The sequence below is a fragment of the Roseobacter sp. HKCC-CH-9208 genome (assembly GCF_037805125.1).
Classification (GTDB): Bacteria; Pseudomonadota; Alphaproteobacteria; order Rhodobacterales; family Rhodobacteraceae; genus M30B80.
The window spans coordinates 94938-115938 of record NZ_JBBLYK010000001.1; the positions used below are offsets into that span (position 1 = coordinate 94938).

Consider the following 21001-nt stretch of genomic DNA (forward strand, 5'->3'; position numbering starts at 1 on the left):
TAAACCCATGGCTTTTACACTTCCTGACCTGCCCTATGCCCATGATGCGCTTGCCGCAAAGGGGATGTCGGCCGAGACATTGGAATTTCACCACGACCTGCACCACAAGGCCTATGTCGATAATGGCAATAAGCTGATTGCAGGAACCGAATGGGAAGGCAAATCTGTTGAAGAAATCATCACAGGCACCTATCAGGCAGGCGCTGTGGCCCAAAACGGCATCTTCAACAATGCAAGCCAGCATTGGAACCATGTGCAGTTCTGGGAAATGATGGGACCAGGTTCGTCGGCCATGCCATCGGAATTGGAAAAGGCACTGGTTGATAGTTTTGGCTCGGTTGATCAGTTCAAGGCTGATTTCGCCGCCGCAGGCGCTGGTCAGTTTGGTGCGGGCTGGTGCTGGTTGGTGCAGGACAAAGATGGCGGCCTTAAGGTTACCAAGACCGAAAACGGCGTGAACCCGCTCTGCTTTGGTCAAACGGCCCTGTTGGGCTGCGATGTGTGGGAGCATTCCTATTACATCGACTACCGCAACAAGCGCCCCGCATATTTGGACAATTTCCTGAACAACCTCGTGAATTGGGAAAACGTGGCCTCTCGGATGGGCTAAGCCCTTTGAAGGCAGCGTTCATTGAACCAATAACCCCTCGCGAAAGCGGGGGGTTTTTTCTTTTCCCGTCAGATTTAATGCAAAGGTGGGCATCGATCGCAAATGCCCCCCTTGACCTCCCCCGTAATCCCCCCTCACATGTGATCATAATCACAGAACCGAAGGCGATGCTTCATGACAGAGGCCACCAAAGGCGTTTTGGCGATGGTGGGGGCCTGCTTGATTTGGGGCTTCTCCGCGCTTTATTATAAATTACTGTCGGACATTACTTCCTCAGAAGTCCTTGCGCACCGCACGATATGGTCAGCTGTTTGCTTTGTTATAGTTTTATCAATCCAGTCCCGTCTTGGCGAATTGCGCATCGTGCTTTCTAACAAACGTTCGTTATCTCAAGTATTTGCTGCTGCAGTTTTGGTTTCAACAAATTGGTATTTTTTTATCGTTTCGGTAAATCTTGGCCATCTGATGCAAAGTTCGCTCGGTTTTTATATATTTCCGCTGGTGGCCGTAGCGCTTGGGGCATTCATTTTAAAAGAGCCGTTTACGAGATCAAAGAAGATCGCTGTATTGTTGGCGGGACTTGCGGTGGTACAACTAACCTTAGGCTTGGGTGTCGCGCCCTGGATTTCATTGATTTTGGCATTCAGCTTCGGTTTTTATGGCTTAATCAAACGTCACGTAATTGCTGGACCCGTAGTTTCGGTGACAGCAGAGGTATCACTACTGATGCCACTCGCTATGGTATACCTTGCATGGCTCTATTCTACCAAAAGTGGCTTTTCTCCCGACCTTACAGAATTGATTTTATTGATACTGTCAGGGCCGCTGACGGCTATACCGATGATACTTTTTTCTTATGCTTCGAAACGTACTGCATTATCGACAATCGGATTAGTGCAATATCTTAATCCCACAATACAATTCAGCGTGGCTGTTCTCATTTTTGGCGAAGCTATGACGCTTTGGCATACAATTACGTTTCTAATGATCTGGTCAGGTCTCGCAATCTATTCGGTAGGGGCTATGCGCCCTCAGGCAGCGCGATAGGCAGAGAGCCGCGCCAAAGTGTCGGCAGGCGTATCTACCGTTTCAACAAAGCCCAACAGGCTGGCATCGGCAAAGCCGTCTGTGACCATATGGTGCAACAGATGGGTCAGCCTGTCCCAATAGCCTGCGGTGTTCATGAGGATAATGGGCTTATCATGGAGTCCCAATTGTCGCCATGTGAGCACTTCAAAAAACTCGTCCAAGCTACCAGCGCCGCCTGGCATCATCACGACCGCATCGCAATTCATGAACATCACCTTTTTGCGCTCATGCATTGTCTCGGTGATGACAAAACGCGTCAGGTCGCGTTTGCCGACCTCGCGGGCCATCAGATGGGTTGGGATGACCCCGAATGTGTCACCACCTGCTTCTTGCGCGGCGCGGGCGATATGCCCCATCAGCCCAACATCACCAGCCCCGTAAACAAGGCGCATTCCCGCCTTTGCAATCCCAAGGCCTAAGTCGCGCGCGGCCTTTGCATAAAGGGGATTTGCCCCGTCCCGCGCGCCACAAAAGACACAAACTGAAAAATCGCGCATCGGGCCTATCCTTTGGTTTTTGCATATTGGGTCGGTTCTGTGATAGCCGCGTTCGACAAAGGGCTCAACTGTTGCGGCGATGTTAGTGTGGCGCAGTTTTGTGACAGATAGGTTTCGCAACATCTTGCGGATGGTGCTAAGCGTGGTGCAATATGTGCGCAAGCCCTTCGGATTGGGGATAAATATATACGCTCGCAATGCGGTGCGGTCATGAAGGTAGAAAATATGGCAAACGGGTCAAAAGTTGCGGGTGGCTTGTCGGGGCTTGGGATGGGCATAATCGCCCTTGCCATCGCCGCTTTGGGTTATTTGGGCTGGCAAGTGGTGAACGAAGACCGCGCTGGTGAGGAGGCCGTAGCAGAGGCGCCTGCCGTGGCAGATGACGCCACAAACGGCACGGCAGCGCCAGAGCCCGCAGAAGAAGTGGCAGCGGAAGAAGTTAGTACAGAGGTTACAGAGGAAACCGCTGCTTCGGAAACCGCAGTAGAAGTGGCATCGGAAGAAATCAGTACAGAGGTCGTAGAGGAAACCGCTGCTTCGGAAACCGCAGTAGAAGCGGCTGCGGAAGAAGTCAGCTCTGAGGTCACAGAAGAAACTACTGCTGCTGAAACCGCGAGCGATGAAACCACTGCGCCCGAAACACCTTCTACGGCGCAGGAGGCGGCTGATGTGGCTGAGGCCGTGGTCACGACCGCGCCTGTTTTGGATGTCATCCGTGTCTCGCCCGATGGCATGACCGTGATCGCCGGCAGCGCGATGCCTAATGCCGAGATTTATCTTTTGCTGGATGGTGTAGATAGCGCGGATGCTACTGCGGATCGAGCCGGCAATTTCGTGCTTTTGTCCAAACTTGCCCCTTCGGACAGTCCGCGTCTTTTGTCGGTTGAAGCGACCGATGAGACAGGTGCGCGGGTGGCTGCAGCACAAACCTTGGTCGTGGCCCCAATTGCCGCGCCTGTGACTGTTGCAGAGGCCACAGACGAGGCGGAAACAGTGACCCAAAGCACCACAACGCCCATCGTTCTGCAATCAGACGGGCAGGAGGTTTCGCTAGTGCAAGGTGGCAGCACCGATGGCGCGGCCCTCAGCATTGACACGGTCAGCTATTCCAGTGCGGGGGATGTTCAAATTGCGGGGCGTGCCGATAGCGGCGCTGCTTTGCGGGTTTACCTCAACAACGCGCTTGTGGCTGAGGTGACAGGCGCCGAAGATGGCACATGGCGCGCCGATGTCGCCAATGTTGCCGCAGGTGCTTATGATCTGCGCATAGATCAACTGGCCGCGGATGGCACAGTGATCGCGCGGTCTGAAACCAGCTTTATCCGCGAGGCTGCGGCTGAGATTGCGGATGCCGCAGGTGGCGCGCAAAACGCCATTCGCGTGGTGACAGTTGAACGTGGCTTTACGCTATGGGGAATTGCCGAAAATATGCTAGGGTCTGGCTTTGACTATGTTCAGATTTTCAATGCCAACCGCGACCAAATTCGGGATCCCGATCTGATTTATCCGGGTCAGGTCTTCACCATCCCTGCGCAATAGGTCGCGCGTGTAGGGGCGGGATCGCTCAAGCGGGGCTCTAGTCATCAGCGCCCCGCTTCTTTACGTTTGGGTCACCTGACCATATCCGAGTCTCCAGATAATGACCGCACCACATACAAACGGGCCAGCGATTGATCCTGAAAGTCGCGCCTCTAGCATGATCACCTTGCGCAAGGTGGGGCCCTATCTCTGGCCCAAAGAGATGCCATGGGTGAAATATCGGGTTGTCTTTGCCCTTGCCGCCTTGGTGGTTGCCAAATTGGTCGCGGTTGCGGGGCCATTTGCCTATAAGGCCGCCGTGGACGCGCTTGGGGGAGGCGCGCCAAGCCCCGCTTGGGCCCTTGGCCTTGGGGCGGTTGGCCTAACAGTGGCCTATGGGGTCGCGCGCGCGGGCAATGTCGGCTTTCAGCAATTGCGTGATGTGATTTTTGCCCGTGTTGGGCAACGCGCCCTGCGCATGATCGCGATTGAAACCTTCCGCCATATCCACGCCTTATCGATGCGGTTTCACATCACGCGGCGCACAGGGGGCCTAAGCCGCATCATCGAGCGCGGGGTCAAGGGCGTAGATTTTCTTTTGCGGTTTTTGCTGTTCTCAATCGGGCCGCTGATCCTTGAATTACTGCTAACGGGGATCATCCTCGCCACGGTGTTTGACATCAGCTATTTGGCGGTTCTGATTGTAACTATTGCCCTCTACGTTTGGTTTACCTTTAAGGTAACGGAATGGCGCGTGAAAATTCGCCGCCAAATGAATGATCAGGACACCGATGCCAATCAAAAGGCGGTCGATAGTCTTTTGAATTTTGAAACCGTCAAATATTTCAACGCCGAAGAGCGTGAGGCACAGCGTTATGACCGCGCGATGGCGGGCTATGAAGAGGCGGCGATCAAGACCAATTACTCACTCGGATTTCTAAACTTCGGCCAATCATTGATCATCACCACGGGTCTTGTGATTGTGATGATCATGGCGGCTTTGGGGGTTGAGCGGGGCGATTTGACTGTGGGCGATTTCGTCATGGTCAACGCGTTTATGATCCAAATCACCATGCCATTGAATTTCTTGGGCACAGTCTATCGCGAAATTCGACAGGCTTTGGTTGATATGGGCGAATTATTCACGTTGCTTGAGCAGCCCGCCGATGTGCATGATGCCGCTGATGCGCAAGAGCTGAAGGTGAGCCGTGGCAAAGTGGAATTCCGCGCCATTGATTTTTCATATGAAAGCACGCGCGCGATTTTGCACGGGGTGGATTTCACCCTAGAGGCGGGTCAAAGCGTGGCACTGGTTGGGCCGTCTGGGTCGGGGAAATCCACTATTGGGCGCTTATTGTTCCGCTTTTACGATCCCCAAAAGGGCCAGATTTTGATTGACGGGCAAGATGTCGCCAAGGTGACGCAAAGCTCGCTGCATGACGCCATTGGCGTGGTGCCGCAGGACACGGTTTTGTTCAATGATACGATTTTCTACAACATCGCCTATGGCCGTCCCAATGCCACCCGTGCCGAGGTTGAGGCCGCCGCAAAATCCGCGAAAATCCATGATTTCATCGAAAGCCTGCCCGAAGGCTATGAGACAATCGTGGGGGAGAGAGGCTTAAAGCTCTCTGGTGGTGAAAAGCAGCGCGTGGGGATTGCGCGCACCTTGTTGAAAGATCCCCCCATTCTTTTGCTCGATGAGGCGACATCGGCGCTTGATACGGAAACCGAGCGCGAGATACAGGGCCAATTGCGCGCGCTTGGTCAAGGGCGCAGCGTGATCATGATCGCGCATCGCCTGTCGACTGTGGTGGATGCGGATTTGGTCATGGTGCTTGAAAAAGGCGTTGTTGTAGAACGGGGGCGCCACGATGATTTGGTTGCCGCAGGTGGCCGCTATGCGGCCATGTGGGCGCGGCAGATGAGTGAACAGGAACGCGCGCTCCAATAAGGGGCGCGATTGCCTTTACTGTGCGGCGTGAACAGTCGGGCCTGCAGGTTGTGTTTTTTGATCTTCGGCTGTGTCATCCTCCCACAAGATGAGGGGGTTTGCCGTTTCCAATGCCGCGCGCGCCAAAGCGTAATCTTGGGTGCGCTGTGACAAGCGCGCCGCGCCAATGCGCGCCAAGGCCTGCGCAATCCAGCCTAATATTTCATTCCACCAGACCCGCACCGCCAAAAGCGATGGCGTGAAGACCAAGGTCAGAACTGTGGCAATGCCCAATCCAAAGACCACTGCCGTGGCAAGGTTTTTCCACCACAGGGCAGTCGGGCTATCAATGGTGTAACCGCCATTTGCAAAATCAAGGCTGATGCCAAGCATCATCGGCGCGAGCCCCGCCATCGTCGTGATGGTGGTCAAAAGAACAGGGCGAATGCGAGCCTCGACTGTGCGGATGATTGCCTCAATCGGGGCCAGATAGCGGTTATATTCTTGATAGGTGTCAATCAGAACAATGTTATTGTTCACCACAATCCCCGCCAAGGCGACAATGCCCGTGCCCGTCATGATGATCGAAAAGCTTTGCCCCATGGTCAAAAGCCCGATCAATACCCCTGCGGTCGACAAGACAACCGCCAGAAGCACCAGAACCGAATTGTAAAACGAATTGAACTGCGCCAGCAGGATGATGAACATCAAGCCCAATGAGGCCGCAAAGGCCTGAGATAAGAAGGCCTGACTTTCGGCTTGCTCGGCTTGGTCGCCGCCCCATTGCCAATTCACGCCATCGGGCAAAATCGTGCCTGTTTCTAACGCGGCGGTAATATGGGCAATCCGTTCATTGGCCGTGATAGCCGTCAGGGTAACATCGCCGTTCAATGCATCGTCAAACTCGGCGCGGCTCACGCCTTCGGCCAAGGAATGAAGCACATAGTCGCGCCCATCTATGCTGAATTCAGCGGGCCTGTTGGCGTGTTCAGGCGCCGCATTGCGCAGCAATCCCAAGTCACGATCCCCGATCGTCACCCGCATAAGCCCCGAGATAACATCGGCCTTCACTTGGAATATGCGCGATTGATCAAGGCGTTTGATCTCGGCCAAACGGCGCACGGGTTCCCATGTGACGAAATTTGACAGCGGCACCAATCCATCTGCGGTGCGCACGCGCAAAGTGTCTAAGGTCGACAGGACGCGGGCATCTTCTGGAAAACGCACGCGGATTTCTATCTCATCATCAGATGTAGGCACGCGCATCCGATCAAGCAAAATCCCGCGCGTGACCAATTGCACCATAGCGCCCACTGTGGCCACATTCGCACCATAGCGGCCTGCGGCCTCGACATCGACATTGATCTGCCAATCAATCCCCGGAAGGGGCAGCGTATCTTCGATGAGGGTCAGCCCCTCGAGGTTCTCGAAATAGGCATGAACGTCCGCCGTTGCTTGCTGAAGTTGCGCCCAATCATCGCCTGTTAGTTCGAGATCAATCGGCTTGCCGTTGGCAGGGCCATTGGCCTGCTCGAATATCTCGGTATGGATGCCGGGAATGGTGTCCAACTCCGCTTGGATCGCATCAAGAATGATATTGCCATCGGCCCGCGTTCCCCAAGGGGCGAGGTCGATTTGAACCTGACCGATTGTGTCCTCAGGGGCGCTTGCGCCGCCTGTGTTATTGTTCAATCCGCCATCACCTGAAAAGGCAAAGACATCGCGCACGCCCTCAAAGCCAAGCACCCGCGCCTCGACCTGTGCGACCAAAGCGTCTTTTTCTTCGACCGACAGATTGCCGCGCGCGCGCACATAGACAATTGCGTTTTCAGGCTCGGTCTCCACGAAGAAATCCACGCCGTTATTGTTGGCCCCGTAATAGCTGAAGGTCACGACAACAAAGCCCAAAACCGCGGCAATGGTCAAAACGGGGGCAAACGGGTTGCCCACCAAACGCTCTATCAGCAGGCCCAATCTTGTGCGCTTATATCCGCCCTCAACCCGTTCTACCGCGCGCGGGCGGATCAATGTGCCCATGACAACCGACATGACCAAACCTGTAACCGAAAAAGCCAAAACGCCCGGCAGGATTGCAAGAAGGGCGGGGGTGTCTGGCCCCGCACCGCCGCCGCGCATAACCATCAAGGCGGATTGAAACAGAGCAAACCCCACCACAACCCCAAGAGCAATGCGAATGGCGCGACTTGGCACAAGGCGCATCAACAGCCCACCAAAGCGATCCGCGCTGCGCGACAGACGGGCGGCAACGCCCCCCATCACGGGCAGATAGACCAGCGCCACAATCAGAGAGGCGGACAGAACAAAGATTAAAGTGACTGGGAGCATCCCCATAAATTCACCCGGAACCCCGGGCCAGAATAACATTGGCAGAAAGGCGCAAAGCGTGGTCGCGGTCGAAGATATAACGGGCCAGAACATCCGCTTTGCGGAATCTGTATAGGCCTGCATGGGGCGCGCGCCCTCCGCAAGGCGTTTGTCGGCATATTCGACCACAACAATCGCGCCATCAACGAGCATCCCTACAGCCAAGATCAGGCCGAACATCACGATATTTGACACCGCGATGCCCATGATGCCCAAAAAGATAAAGCACAATAAGAATGAGGTTGGGATCGCAAAGCCCACAAGAAGCGCCGATCTTGTGCCAAGCGTGGCCAGAACAACGATCATCACAAGCGCGATTGCGGTTAGGACTGAACCTTCAAGCTGCGCAACCATTGAGGCAACTGTGTTGGATTGATCCAAGGAGGTGGTTATATGAACAGCGGCACGCAATTCTTCGGGCCATTCCGCCTCGAAGGCGGCCACTTCTTGGCGCACCAATTCGGCGGTGTCGATAATGTTAAACCCTTGGCGCTTGACGACCTGAAGCGCAATCGTGGGGTTCCCGTTAAAGCGCGCAGCGCCCGTGCGATCCTCATAGGTGAGGCGAATTTGCGCCAAATCCCCTAAGGTCACAACTCGGTCACCATTTACCTTGACGGGCAAATCATAAACGTCCTGCGGACTTTCAAACGAGGATGGAATGCGCACAGACAAGGCACCCGTTGGGGTGTCGACCACGCCTGCCGCGATCAATTGGTTGTTGTTTGCAACCGCCGAAATCAATTCCTGCGCCGTGACATTATAGGCCTCTAGCGAGAGCGGGTCGATCAAGACCTCCAACATCTCATCGCGCGCGCCTGCAATCCCCGCCTCCAGAATAGGCGACAACCCCTCAAGCCGTGTTTGCAAATCCTGCGCAAGGCGGATCAATGTGCGCTCGGGCGCGTTGCCAGACAGCGCCACGATGATGATTGGAAATTCCGAAAAATTGATTTCATTGATGGAATAGTTCTCCACACCTTGTGGGAATTGCGTCTCGGCGCGGTTCATGGCATCGCGCACATCGGCAATGGTTGCGGATTTATCCCACCCAAATTCAAACTCGATAAAGATCCCCGCATACCCTTCGGCGGCGGTGGAGTTGATAGATTTCAAGCCATCGAGGTCTTTAAACTCTGCCTCCATCGGACGCACCAATTGACGCTCGCTATCTGTGGCGGAAATGCCGGGGAAGGGGACAGAAACAAACAAACCTGGAATATCAATGTCAGGTTCACCCTCTTTGGGCAGTCCCACATAGGCGGCGGCGCCAACCGTCAGCGACAGAACGATAAAGGCCAAGACCATCCGCGCACGGGCGGCGGCCCAATCGATGATCCCGGTCATTGTGCCCCTCCAAGCGCGGATCGCGCTGCATCAATCGTGGCGTTTTGGCCTGTGGGGATGTCCTGGATCGAGACAGGCACGACCTGCCCCCCGTTTGAGACAAATTCCTGCCCCACAATGATGATGTCGACCTGGTCAGGCAGCCCTGTGACCAAGGCCCCATCAGGCGTGTCGCGCAGGAGGGTGACGGGGTAAAAGGCAACAAGATTATCTTCGGCCACAACACGCAGCCCCAAATCACCCTGATCATCCAAAGTCAGCGCAGAACTTGGCACCAAATGGGCGGCTGTCCCTTCGGTGGCAATTGCGATATCGGCACTTTGGCCATCCCCAATGCTGAGATCGGGGTTTTCCGCCTCAATCTCAACGCGGAAGGTGCGGGTTTGCGGATCAGCAGAACGCGCAACAAATCGCACAATCCCGTCCACCTCACGCCCATTCACCAGCCGCGTGGTCGCCAGTTGGCCGATGCTGATACGCGCCAATTCAGCCTCGGGCAGGAACCCAACGAATTTGATGGGATCAAGATCAATCACCGTGGCGCATAATGCGCCCGGCTGCATCAATGTGCCCAGTTCGGCAGTGTCGCTTTCCAACAGCCCGTTGAAGGGGGCGCGAATTTCTACGCGGGCCAATTCTTCCGCGGCGCGATCAATGGCCGCCTCAGCCGAGCGCAAGGCGGCCTCGGCGCTGCTGAGGCTGGCTGAGGCGCTGGCCGCGCGTGTCTCAGAGGCAAAACCGCTCTCATTCAGGCGGGTTGCGGCATTGGCGTCAATTTGCGCGGCTGCAAGTTGCGCTTCAGCGGTGCTGCGCGCGGCCTCAGCCTCGGCTAGGGCGGCGGCGCGGGTGCCTTCATCGATTTGGCACAGAATATCACCTGCCGTCACGGATTGGCCCGCCTTGATCGGGTCTGAAATAATCCGACCCGAGGTTTCTGCGCGAATCTCAACAAAGCGCGCGGCCTCGGATCGCCCGCGCAGGCGCACGGCATCGGAAATCACCTCAGCGCGGCTTGGCAAAATCACTACGCGCATCGCATCCCCAAATGTGCCGCTGTCCATTTGCGCGGCCTCAGCCGCGGCAGGGCTTTCACTGTCGCGCCCCATCAAGGCATCGCGCTGAAAAATCAGCACATAAAGCGCCGCGCAGACCAAAAGGGCCGTGATGACTGGAAAAATGCGCATTAAATAACCTCTTTTCGGGGCGCAACTACGATCTGATCACGCCCGCTGATCTTTTGTATTCTGCGTTTGCCTGGGTAACGCTTTGTGACTTATACGAGTGAACTGTTGCGTTTAGATTAGTCTTTTATACCTACGTCCGCAAGAATGAACGGAATGGTTTAGTTTTTATTTTGTGACAGAATTTGATCATCGGTTGCGAATGCGCTCTATGGGTGCGGTTGCACTTGGCAAAGCTCTGTGCTTCGCGTTAAGTGAGGCTTGTGGGTTTTGATTTCAAAGAAAGAACGGCACAGCATGAGCCAAAGCGACAGTTTCATTGATGAAGTCACCGAAGAATTGCGCCGCGATCAGCTGTTTCGCGCGCTCAAAAGGTGGGGCTGGATTGGCGTTTTGGCTGTTGTCGCATTGGTCGGGGCCGCGACCTATCGCGAGATCAGCACAAATCGCGATCTTGCGGCGGCGCGTGATTTTGGGGATGCGGTGATTGCCGCCCTTGATCTGCCCGATGCAGAGGCCCGCGCTGCGGCCCTCGCTGAGATCACCCCAAGCCGCAGCAATCAAGAGGTGCTATTGGCTTTCATTCGCGCCTCAGACCTGAGCGAAAGCGACCCGGTGGCCGCTGCAGCAGCGTTGCGTGCGATTGCAGATGCACCCGATCTCTTGCCGCGTTACCGCGATCTGGCCCTGTTGCGCGCCCATATCCTTGCCCCCTTGGAGGATCAGGGATTAGTCGATGCAACATTGGCGCGTTTGGCTGAGGATGGTGCGCCTTTCGCAGGCATCGCGCGTGAAATGCAGGCGCTGGAACTCTTAAAGGTGGGCGATAAAGAGGGGGCGATTGCAGCACTTGAGGCCTTGTCTGAACAATCCGTTGTGACCCTGTCACAGCGTCAGCGGATCAGCGCCTTGATCTTCGCGCTGCAAAGTGGCGCTACGATCACGGGCCAAAACGCGTCATCTGAATAAAGGGACAGGTTTTATGCATAGCACCGTTTCTTTCGCAAAACCTATGGCGCGGCTCTGCGGTGTCAGCCTCATTGCTTTGGCCCTTTTGGCGGGCTGTGAGCGCGAGCCGATCTTGCAAGGTGAACGGTTCGGGACACGCGTGCCTTTGGCGCAAACCCTGCCAAGCAAGGAAGGGTTGGACGCCACCGCCGAAGCGGCGGATAGGGCCCTCGTGCCTTTCGCGCAACCAACAGCGCAAAGTTTGACGGATTGGCCATTGCGCGGTGCGAATGCTGCCAATGCGATCCCTGCGCTTGGGTTCTCGCAATCAGCAAGCCTGCTGTGGTCAACGGATATTGGTCAAGGCAATGGCAGACGGACCCGACTGACCGCGGACCCAATTTTCACAAATGGCGCAATTGTTACGCTTGATAGTGATGCAGGGCTTCAGGCGACCTCGCCCGAGGGGGCCGTGATTTGGCGCATTGATTTGACCCCTGCAAGCGAACGTGACGGCGGTGTCTCTGGCGGCGGGATTGGCGCCGCAGGGGACCAGATTTTTGCAACCACTGGCTATGGTGAATTGCTGGCCATTGATGCCGCAAGCGGTGCTATTTCATGGCGTCAACGTCTTGGGGCAACGCTTGGCGCACCAACTGTGGCGGGCGGCGTTGTTTATGTGACGGGCCGTGATGATCAGGCCTATGCCGTGGATGCGGCCACGGGGCGTGTGCGGTGGGAAATCCCCGCAACTGGGGCCGCTGCGGTCTTGTCAGGCAGCCCATCCCCTGCGCTGACCTCGCGCTTGGTCGTGTTTCCCTTTGGCTCGGGCGAGTTGACAGGCGTGCTGCGCCAATCGGGCGTGCGGGTCTGGTCGGGTGCCATCGCGGGTGAGCGGATCGGTGTGGCTTATAATTATATCAACGATATCACCTCTGACCCCGTTCTGGTGGGGGGCAGGCTTTATGCGGGCAATCTGTCTGGCCGCGTTGTCGCGATCGATGCGGGATCGGGCGAGCGTCTTTGGACAGCGACAGAAGGGGCCTATTCTGGTCTGATCGTTGCAGGAAATTCCGTGTTTTTCGTATCTGACCGCAATGCGTTGATCCGTCTTGATCAAGCGACTGGTGATATGATTTGGGAAACCGAATTGCCCCTGTACGAGGCCCGCCGCGAGCGCCGCCGCAAGGCCGTATTTACCTATTACGGGCCGATTTTGGCGGGGGGTCATTTGATCTTGGCCACGGGCGATGGTGGAATTCTGCGTTTTGATCCCGAAACAGGTGCCGCGCTTGATGGCAGCCTTGCCCTGCGGGGCGGGGCGGCAAGCCAACCCATCGTTGTCAATGATACGCTTTATGTGGTCAGCGCAGATGGTCGCCTGCATGCCTATCGCTGAGCTGTTAAGCCTGTTTTAACCATAGGCTGATAGACCCTCCCCGTCATTAACCGCAGAGCAGGGAGGGCGCGCCCATGCTTTCGGTTTGGGCGATTTCACACCAGATCCTAAGCCATGAGGGCGGCTTTCCCGATGATCCCGATGATCCGGGCGGCCCCACAAATTTTGGCATCGCCTTGGCCGCCCTGCGAAATGCGGGGCGCGATTTGGGTGGCGATGGTGACATCGACCGTGATGATATCCTGCGCCTCACTCGCGCTATTGCCATCGAAATCTTCGAAGAAGATTACTATCGCGCCCCGCGCATATATTTGCTGCCTGAGGCGTTGCAGCCTGTCGTTTACGATATGCAGGTGAAGGCGGGCGCGCAGGCAATCATTTTGCTGCAACGCCTGCTGCGCGATTTGATGTTTGATATCGCGGTTGATGGGGTGATTGGCCCCATCACCGCACGGGCCGCTCAGGCCGCAAGCAGCCGAAATGAGCGCGCGTTGATTGATGCCTATGCCATTGCACGGCGCAATTCCTATTACAGCTTGGGGGAGAGACGCCCCAGTTTGCGGAAATTTGCGCGCAAGCGCGATGGCGGAAAGGGCGGTTGGATTACGCGGGCAGAAACATTCTTGTCGCCCAAATATCATTTAAGCGCGGCAGAGCATCACGAAAGGGTTAAATCATGGCGGTGATTGGGGCGCTTGGCGGGCTAACGGCCCTTGGTCACACTGTTGAAAATATATCCGAGGTCTTTGCCGGCAATGCGGCCGCGCGCTAGGCCGCAGATGCAGAATTTCGCGCAGAAATCTTGCGCAGCTACGCGGCCGAATTCACCCATAGTGGCAGCACGGGGTTTGACCGCGCGATTAATGGGCTTAACCGCCTGCCGCGTCCTTTGATGGCGCTGTCGGTCATTGGCCTATTCGCCTTTGCTATGATCGACCCTGTGGCTTTTGCCGCGCGCATGACGGGTTTGGCGGCCATCCCCGAGCCGCTTTGGTGGCTTTTGGGGGCGGTGGTGAGTTTCTATTTCGGCGCGCGCGAAATGTATTATGCCCGCATAGCCGACACACCGCCGCAAAGATCAGCACGCCGATGGAGGCCTTTTGGCCAAAGGGGCAGTCACGAAAATCCCGCGCTTGAGGAATGGCGCGCCGATTAAGGCGCGCGCATCACCTTGGCCTCTGGGTCAAACAGGGGCTGGGGCAGGGGCGTGGCCTTGAGGGCATTGCCCAAAACCTCGATGGTGAAGCCATCCGCCTGATCGGCATATTCCTTCGCCACATATCCCATCGCAACCGATGTCGCGCTGGTATGGGCATAGCCGCCAGATGTAACCCAACCGATGGTTTTCCCCTGAAAATCAATTGGCTCATCCCCGATCACATCGGCATCATGTGCGTCAATCGCGAAACTCATTAGGCGTAAAGCTCCGCCCGTCTCCCGCTCGGCCAAGGCTGCGGCTTTACCGATAAAATCAGCGGGTTTATTATAAGCCACAAACCGATCAAGACGGGCCTCAAGCGGGCCATAGACGGGGCGATATTCGCGCGCCCAACCGCCAAAGTTTTTTTCCAAACGCAAAGAATTGAGCGCCCGCAGACCGATAGGACGCAGCCCGTGATCCGCCCCAACGCGCAACAAGGCCTCAAAAATTTGGCGCTGGAATTCTGGGCGCATCCAAATTTCATAGCCTAAATCACCCGTAAAGCTGACCCGCCCAACATAGGCGGGGGCCATGGCCACATCCATTTTCGCAAAATCCATGAAGCGCATCTTCGCCATATCAGGGGCAATTTGCGCAAGGATGTCGCGCGCCTTTGGCCCTGCGATATGCAGCCCGCAAAGGCCCAAACCGATCACCTCAATGGTGGCGTCTTCGGTGCTCAATTTTTGGGCCTCGAACCAACGGGCATAGAAATTTTCAGCCATGCCAGAGCCAAACAGCATATAAGTCTCAGGATCTAAGCAGGCGCAGGTGAGATCACCTTGCAGCTTGCCATTTTCCTTTAACATTGGTGCCAACGTCATCCGACCAGGTTTGGGCAGGGCACAGGCCAAAACGCGGTCAAGAAACGCGCCTGCATCCGCGCCCGCGATCCGAAATTTGGAATAGCCGGAGATTTCCAACAGGCCCGCAGCCTTGCGCAAATTGCGCACCTCGGCTCCAACATGGTCAAAATCACTTGAGCGCCGCCATGAGAATTGATCCCGCACACCTTCGGGCGCAAACCAAAGCGGCACTTCAAGCCCCCAAGATTCGCCCATCTGCGCACCAAGCCCGACCATGCGATCATAAATTGGCGTTGTCTTATGGGGGCGGGCGGCCTGCAATTCCTCGTTCGGGAATTTGATTGAGAACCGCCTCGAATAGTTTTCTTGCACTTTCGGGTTGGTGTAGCTGAGGGTCGTCCAATCGCCATAGCGCGCGACATCCATCGCCCACACGTCAAAGCCAGGATCCCCTTGGGTGATCCAATTGGCCAGCGCCAGACCAACGCCCCCGCCTTGGCTGAAGCCCGCCATAACCCCGCAGGCCGACCACATCCCCTCAAGTCCGCGAATAGGCCCGATCAGCGGATTGCCATCGGGGGCAAAGGTGAAGGGGCCATTGATGATCTGTTTGATGCCCGCATTCGCAAAGGCGGGGAAATGTTCAAACCCCACCTCAAGGCTTGGCGCAATGCGGTCAATATCGGGTTGCAGCAGTTCATGCCCGAATTCCCAGGGCGTGTTGCGGGTCGACCATGGGACACAGGCCTTCTCATAGGTGCCCATAAGCATCCCGCCACGTTCTTGGCGCAAATACAGCTCGCCATCGAAATCGACCGCATGGATCACTTCGCGGCCCGTTTTTGCGTTGATCTCGGCCACTTCGGGCATGTCTTCGGTGATGAGATACATATGCTCCATCGCCAAGATGGGCAGCTCAATGCCCACCATGCGCCCCACTTCGCGCGCCCAAAGCCCGCCTGCATTCACCACATGCTCGCAGGCGATATCGCCTTTGTCGGTTTGCACGATCCAACCACCATCGCGCGCGCGCAGGATGCCCGTCACCATGCGGTGGGTCTGATAGCTGGCCCCAAGAATTTTGGCGGATTTGGCATAGGCATAGGTCACACCAGAAGGGTCAAGATGGCCATCGACAACGGTGCGCAAAGCGCCCGTAAACTGCCGCGGATCAAGAAGCGGCATCAGCTCATGCGCCTCTTCGGGAGTGATCACTTCGGTTTCAATACCCTGATAGCGCCCCTTGGCAGAGATGGATTTCAACCAATCAAACCGCTCAGGCGTGGAGGCCAACATCACCCCACCTGTCATGTGAAAGCCTGTGGCCTGGCCTGACAGCTCTTCAATTTCTTTATAAAGATCAATGGTGTATTTCTGAAGCTTGGCAACATTTGGATCACCGTTGATGGTGTGGCACCCGCCCGCTGCGTGCCATGTGCTGCCCGAGGTCAGTTCAGACCGTTCGATCAAAAGGCTATCTGTCCAACCCGCTTTGGCGAGGTGGTAGAGAACGGATGCACCCACAACACCACCCCCGATAATCACGACCCGCGCTGTTTCAGACATCCATACCTCCCGTTGAGATGATCCTTACCTTGCACCAAACCTAGACCGCCAAATGGCGGCTGAGGTGCTTAAATTCGACCAAATTGGGGGGGCAAATGCCGCGAATAGGCTAAATCGCGGGGCGCTGGAAATCAGGCAGCCAGTTCAACCCAAACAGGCACGTGATCTGATGGTTTTTCACGCGCGCGGATTTCACGATCTATTCCAACATCTTGCAAAAGATCAGCCGCGTAGGGGCACAGCAAAATGTGATCAATGCGGATCCCATCATTGCGGTTCCACGCCCCCGCTTGGTAATCCCAGAACGAATAATTGTCGCCACCTTGCACCCGCGCGCGAAACGCATCCGTCAGGCCAAGGTTCACGATTTTGCGAAACGCCTCGCGGCTGGTTTGACGCGCCAATGCATCCTCGCGCCATGCATCGGGGCGGGCCGCATCTTCGTCTTGGGGGATGATATTGTAATCCCCTGCAAACAAAACGGGGGTTTCTTCCGCCAAAAGTTCGGCAACCCGCGCCTGCATCCGCGCCATCCACGCTAATTTATACTCATATTTCGGGCCGGGGCAGGGATTGCCATTGGGCAGATAAAGCCCGCAAATCCGCAGCGCCTTTTGACCGACCACTGTGGCCTCAATCCAACGTGCCTGCTCATCCTCTGCGTCACTGGGCAGGCCGCGGATCACATCTTCGAGCGGATATTTCGACAAAATGGCCACGCCGTTGAAACTTTTTTGACCATGGGTTTCCACGTTATACCCCCGCTCCTCGAAAATCTCGCGGGGGAAGCCCTCGTCAACCGATTTGATCTCTTGCAATAGCGCCACGTCAGGGGTCGCCTCATCCAACCATTGCGGCAGGGCATCTATGCGCGCTTTGATCCCATTGATGTTAAATGTGGCTATTTTCATAAGCGCAGGCCTTTTTAATCAATGGGTTAAAGAGAAAAGCTAATCCCGCAGCCGCAGGATGACGCGGCATTTGGATTGTCGATCACAAAGCGCGCGCCGATCAATTCTTCAGAAAAATCAATCACGGCATTGGCCAAAAACGGCAGCGAGGTTTCATCAACCACAACCTTTTGGCCTGCATCCTCCAAGATCAGATCACCATCGGCGGGATCATCAAGCCGAATATCATATTGAAAGCCTGAACACCCGCCCCCCTCAACGGCCACGCGCAGCGCCTTCGGTGCAGGTGTATCTGCGTTAATCTCAGCCAGACGCGCAAAGGCGCGAGGGGTTACTTTGGGAGGTAGGTTCAAATCCATCGCCATCTCGCTTGGGCAAAAATTGCTGTGATTGCGGGCTGTTAGAACAGAGTGTTTTACAATATAAGACCGCCAAATTGAAACGGCAAGGATAGGGATCATGCGCGCAAACTATGCCTGCACTCCGAGCGACAGTCGCGGCAGGCTCTACCCCGAGGCGGAAAGTGGGCACAGGTCTTGCTTTCAGCGCGACCGCGACCGCATCATCCATGCCTCTAGTTTTCGCCGCCTTAAGCATAAGACTCAAGTTTTTGTCGAGCATGAGGGCGATTATTTTCGCACCCGTCTGACCCATTCGATCGAGGTAGCGCAAGTGGCCCGCACGATTGCCCGCGCCCTTGGGGCAAACGAGGATTTGACCGAGGCGATTGCACTGGCCCATGATCTGGGCCACACGCCCTTTGGCCATACGGGCGAGGATGCGCTTTGCGATTTGATGGCGCCCTATGGCGGGTTCGATCATAATGCGCAGGCCATTCGCATCGTCACCAATCTCGAACGCCATTATGCGGATTTTGACGGGCTAAACCTGACTTGGGAAAGCCTTGAGGGGATTGCGAAACATAACGGGCCTGTAGCCGCCCCATATCCTTGGGCCTTGGCCGAATATAATGCGCGCCACGATCTAGAATTGACCGCCTATGCCAGCCTTGAGGCACAGATTGCCGCGATTGCGGATGATATCGCCTATAATCACCATGATCTTCATGACGGGCTAAGGGCAGGGCTATTTGAGGTGGCCGATATTATGGCGCTGCCCCTTTTGGGGCCGTGTTTTGGCGAGGTGGATACGGCCTATCCCGATGTTGAACCAACCCGCCGCAGGCACGAGGCGCTGCGCCGCTTTTTTGGGGTATTGGTTGAGGATGTGATTGCCTATGCCAATACAGCCCTTGGCGCGCTTGACCCTGTGTCGCCGCAAGATATCCGCTACGCGGGGCGCGCAACGGTGCGGTTTTCGGATCAGGTTTTTGCTGATCTCAAAGAGGTGCGCGCGTTTTTGTTCACCCGCATGTATCGTGCCCCGCGCGTGGTCGAGACACGCGCAATCGTCACGGATGTCGTGAATGATTTATTCCCGTATATGATGGCCCACCCTGACCAACTGCCCCGCCAATGGCAGGCCGAAGTGCGCGCAGCGCCAGATGACACCACGCTTGCGTGGTTGGTTTGCGATTATATCGCGGGCATGACGGATCGGTTCGCACTGCAAACCCATCGGCGGATCTTCAATCGTGACTTGGGTCTGGGGGCCGTCTTCTAAGGGCCTTGTGGCATTGACCTTGCTCTGCAACCTGATACAGCAGGGCGCAAGACAATCAGGATGATAAAACATGATGCTTTTTGCCGATATTCGCGCCTTGGTGATTGACGCTTTGGGTCAGATGGAGGCCGCAGGCACGTTGCCCGCAGGGCTTGATTTCGCCAATGTCGCGGTTGAACCCCCGCGCGATGCCGCCCATGGCGATATGGCAACGAATGCGGCCATGGTTCTGGCAAAACCTGCAGGGCTAAAGCCACGTGATATCGCCGATGCATTGGCCCCGATCCTGATGGCCGACCCACGGATTGAGACCGCCGATGTGGCGGGGCCAGGCTTTCTGAACCTTCGCCTTTCTGCGCAGACATGGCGCGAGATGCTGCGCGGCATTGCGCAGGCGCGCGGTGCCTATGGTCGCGTCAATATCGGGCAGGGGCGCAAGGTGAATATCGAATATGTGTCGGCCAACCCGACAGGGCCCTTGCATGTGGGCCATACGCGCGGCGCGGTCTTTGGCGATGCTTTGGCCAGCCTGTTGGATTACGCAGGATATGACGTTACGCGCGAATATTACATTAATGATGGTGGGGCGCAGGTCGATGTTTTGGCGCGTTCTGTGTATTTGCGCTATCTCGAGGCGCATGGTCAGGCTGTGTCCTTTGAGGATGGCACCTATCCAGGCGATTACCTGATCGAGGTGGGTCAGGCCCTGAAATCCGAGGTTGGGGATGCGCATCTTGGTCGCCCCGAGGGGGAATGGCTTGCCCCCGTGCGTGATTTCGCCATCGCGGCCATGATGCAGCTGATCGAGGCTGATCTCGACAGTCTTGGCGTGAAAATGGATCACTTCTTTAGTGAAAAATCCCTCTACGGCACGGGGCGGATTGAAGCCGCGATTGAAGACCTGAAGGGCAAGGGCCTGATTTATCGCGGTGTGTTAGAGCCACCAAAGGGCAAAACCCCAGAGGATTGGGAACCGCGCGAACAAACCTTGTTCAAATCCACCGAGCATGGCGATGATGTGGATCGCCCAATTATGAAATCGGATGGCGCATGGACATATTTTGCCCCTGACATCGCCTATCATTATGACAAGGTTACCCGTGGCTATGATGAATTGATTGATGTCTTTGGCGCCGATCATGGCGGCTATGTCAAACGGATGAAGGCCGCCGTGGCGGCGCTGTCCGAAAACAAGGTGCCGCTTGATATTAAGCTGACTCAATTGGTGCGCCTCTTCAAAGGCGGCGAGCCGTTTAAGATGTCAAAACGCGCAGGCACCTTCGTCATGCTGTCCGATGTGGTCGAGGCGGTCGGGCGCGATGTCACGCGCTTTATCATGCTGACCCGAAAAAACGATGCGCCTTTGGATTTTGATATCGACAAGGTTTTAGAGCAATCCAAAGATAACCCTGTGTTCTATGTCCAATACGCCCATGCCCGCATTCAATCGGTGCTGCGCAAGGCGGGTGAATTGGGCATCGCGATAGATCACAAAAATCTGGACGCAATCAACGATCCTGCTGAATTCGCGCTTGTGGCGAAACTCGCGGAATGGCCGCGTGTGGTCGAGATCGCGGCACAATCGCACGAGCCGCATCGCATTGCGTTTTTCCTCTATGATCTGGCCGCTGAATTCCACGCATTGTGGAATAAGGGCAATGGCGCACCTCATCTGCGCTTTTTGCAAGAAGATGATTTGGCCACGACTTCGGCAAAATTGGCCCTTATTGATGCAGTAGCCGTTGTTATTTCCAACGGTCTTGGTATCTTAGGGGTAACACCTGCGGATAAAATGTAAGGCGATAAACGTCTTCACCCCCCCGCAGGCCAGAGGCAGAGCAGGTTAGTGTCGTGACATAAGCCCATAAAACAAAGGGCATCACGGCGGAAAAGGGCAGGCATGGCGGCTTATGAAAAAGAACCTCCCGCGCAAAGACCGTTTCAGCGCATAGCGAACTCTGCGCAGGTCAGACGGCCTGTCGGGGGG

The 21001-nt window shown here is 56.0% G+C and carries 16 protein-coding genes; 10 read left to right on the plus strand and 6 right to left on the minus strand.

The genetic code is table 11. The features are described 5' to 3' along the window. The first annotated feature begins 7 nt into the window (after positions 1-7). Complete coding sequence (locus tag AAC621_RS00505; RefSeq protein ID WP_340251125.1) at positions 8-610, plus strand: superoxide dismutase; 603 nt, start codon at positions 8-10, stop codon at positions 608-610. 174 nt (positions 611-784) lie between these two features. After that, entirely contained in the window at positions 785-1657 is an 873-nt protein-coding gene (rarD, locus tag AAC621_RS00510; protein ID WP_340251127.1) for an EamA family transporter RarD, read from the plus strand. Here rarD and AAC621_RS00515 read toward each other — a convergent pair. Beyond that, complete coding sequence (locus AAC621_RS00515) at positions 1642-2196, minus strand: LOG family protein (RefSeq protein ID WP_340251129.1); 555 nt, start codon at positions 2194-2196, stop codon at positions 1642-1644. The genes rarD and AAC621_RS00515 overlap by 16 nt on opposite strands. A gap of 210 nt (positions 2197-2406) precedes the next feature. On the opposite strand from AAC621_RS00515, the gene AAC621_RS00520 reads away from it, so the two are divergent. Together AAC621_RS00520 and AAC621_RS00525 are read left to right on the plus strand one after the other, a co-directional pair. After that, positions 2407-3735: a LysM peptidoglycan-binding domain-containing protein gene (locus AAC621_RS00520; RefSeq protein WP_340251131.1), complete on the plus strand. Its 1329-nt coding sequence runs from the start codon at positions 2407-2409 to the stop codon at positions 3733-3735. Between the two features lie 100 nt (positions 3736-3835). Next, a complete protein-coding gene (locus AAC621_RS00525) occupies positions 3836-5668 on the plus strand; it encodes an ABCB family ABC transporter ATP-binding protein/permease (protein WP_445322473.1) in 1833 nt (610 codons plus the stop codon). 15 nt (positions 5669-5683) lie between these two features. Here AAC621_RS00525 and AAC621_RS00530 read toward each other — a convergent pair whose 3' ends face one another. Both AAC621_RS00530 and AAC621_RS00535 read right to left on the minus strand, forming a co-directional pair. Next, entirely contained in the window at positions 5684-9379 is a 3696-nt protein-coding gene (locus AAC621_RS00530) for an efflux RND transporter permease subunit (RefSeq protein WP_340251133.1), read from the minus strand. Continuing rightward, a complete protein-coding gene (locus AAC621_RS00535) occupies positions 9376-10563 on the minus strand; it encodes an efflux RND transporter periplasmic adaptor subunit (protein ID WP_340251135.1) in 1188 nt (395 codons plus the stop codon). Before AAC621_RS00535 ends, AAC621_RS00530 begins: the two co-directional genes overlap by 4 nt. Positions 10564-10857: 294 nt before the next feature. Here AAC621_RS00535 and AAC621_RS00540 point away from each other — a divergent pair, with 294 nt between their 5' ends. The 4 genes from AAC621_RS00540 (at position 10858) to AAC621_RS00555 (ending at position 14063) form a co-directional block, all read left to right on the plus strand. After that, on the plus strand, positions 10858-11529 hold the full coding sequence (locus AAC621_RS00540) for a hypothetical protein (RefSeq protein WP_340251138.1): 672 nt from the start codon (positions 10858-10860) through the stop codon (positions 11527-11529). 13 nt (positions 11530-11542) lie between these two features. Further along, positions 11543-12907 (plus strand): PQQ-like beta-propeller repeat protein, encoded by a 1365-nt coding sequence (locus AAC621_RS00545; protein WP_340251141.1) that lies wholly within the window; start codon positions 11543-11545, stop codon positions 12905-12907. Between the two features lie 74 nt (positions 12908-12981). Beyond that, positions 12982-13593, plus strand: a complete 612-nt coding sequence (locus tag AAC621_RS00550) for a holin-associated N-acetylmuramidase (RefSeq protein WP_340251143.1) — start codon at positions 12982-12984, stop codon at positions 13591-13593. A gap of 116 nt (positions 13594-13709) precedes the next feature. Next, entirely contained in the window at positions 13710-14063 is a 354-nt protein-coding gene (locus AAC621_RS00555) for a holin family protein (protein WP_340251145.1), read from the plus strand. On the opposite strand, the gene AAC621_RS00560 is transcribed toward AAC621_RS00555, so the two are convergent. The 3 genes from AAC621_RS00560 to AAC621_RS00570 all read right to left on the minus strand — a co-directional run bounded on the left by AAC621_RS00560 (position 14060) and on the right by AAC621_RS00570 (position 17756). Continuing rightward, positions 14060-16480 carry a GcvT family protein gene (locus AAC621_RS00560; protein WP_340251147.1) on the minus strand — a complete coding sequence of 807 codons (2421 nt, stop codon included), beginning with the start codon at positions 16478-16480 and terminating at the stop codon, positions 14060-14062. The genes AAC621_RS00555 and AAC621_RS00560 overlap by 4 nt on opposite strands. 131 nt (positions 16481-16611) lie before the next feature. Beyond that, positions 16612-17391 carry an exodeoxyribonuclease III gene (gene xth, locus AAC621_RS00565; protein WP_340251149.1) on the minus strand — a complete coding sequence of 260 codons (780 nt, stop codon included), beginning with the start codon at positions 17389-17391 and terminating at the stop codon, positions 16612-16614. Positions 17392-17417: 26 nt separating this feature from the next. After that, positions 17418-17756, minus strand: a complete 339-nt coding sequence (locus tag AAC621_RS00570) for a HesB/IscA family protein (protein WP_340243585.1) — start codon at positions 17754-17756, stop codon at positions 17418-17420. A gap of 94 nt (positions 17757-17850) precedes the next feature. On the opposite strand from AAC621_RS00570, the gene AAC621_RS00575 reads away from it, so the two are divergent. After that, a complete protein-coding gene (locus tag AAC621_RS00575) occupies positions 17851-19014 on the plus strand; it encodes a deoxyguanosinetriphosphate triphosphohydrolase (RefSeq protein ID WP_340251151.1) in 1164 nt (387 codons plus the stop codon). A gap of 70 nt (positions 19015-19084) precedes the next feature. Then, on the plus strand, positions 19085-20812 hold the full coding sequence (gene argS / locus AAC621_RS00580) for an arginine--tRNA ligase (protein ID WP_340251153.1): 1728 nt from the start codon (positions 19085-19087) through the stop codon (positions 20810-20812). Positions 20813-21001 lie beyond the last annotated feature (189 nt).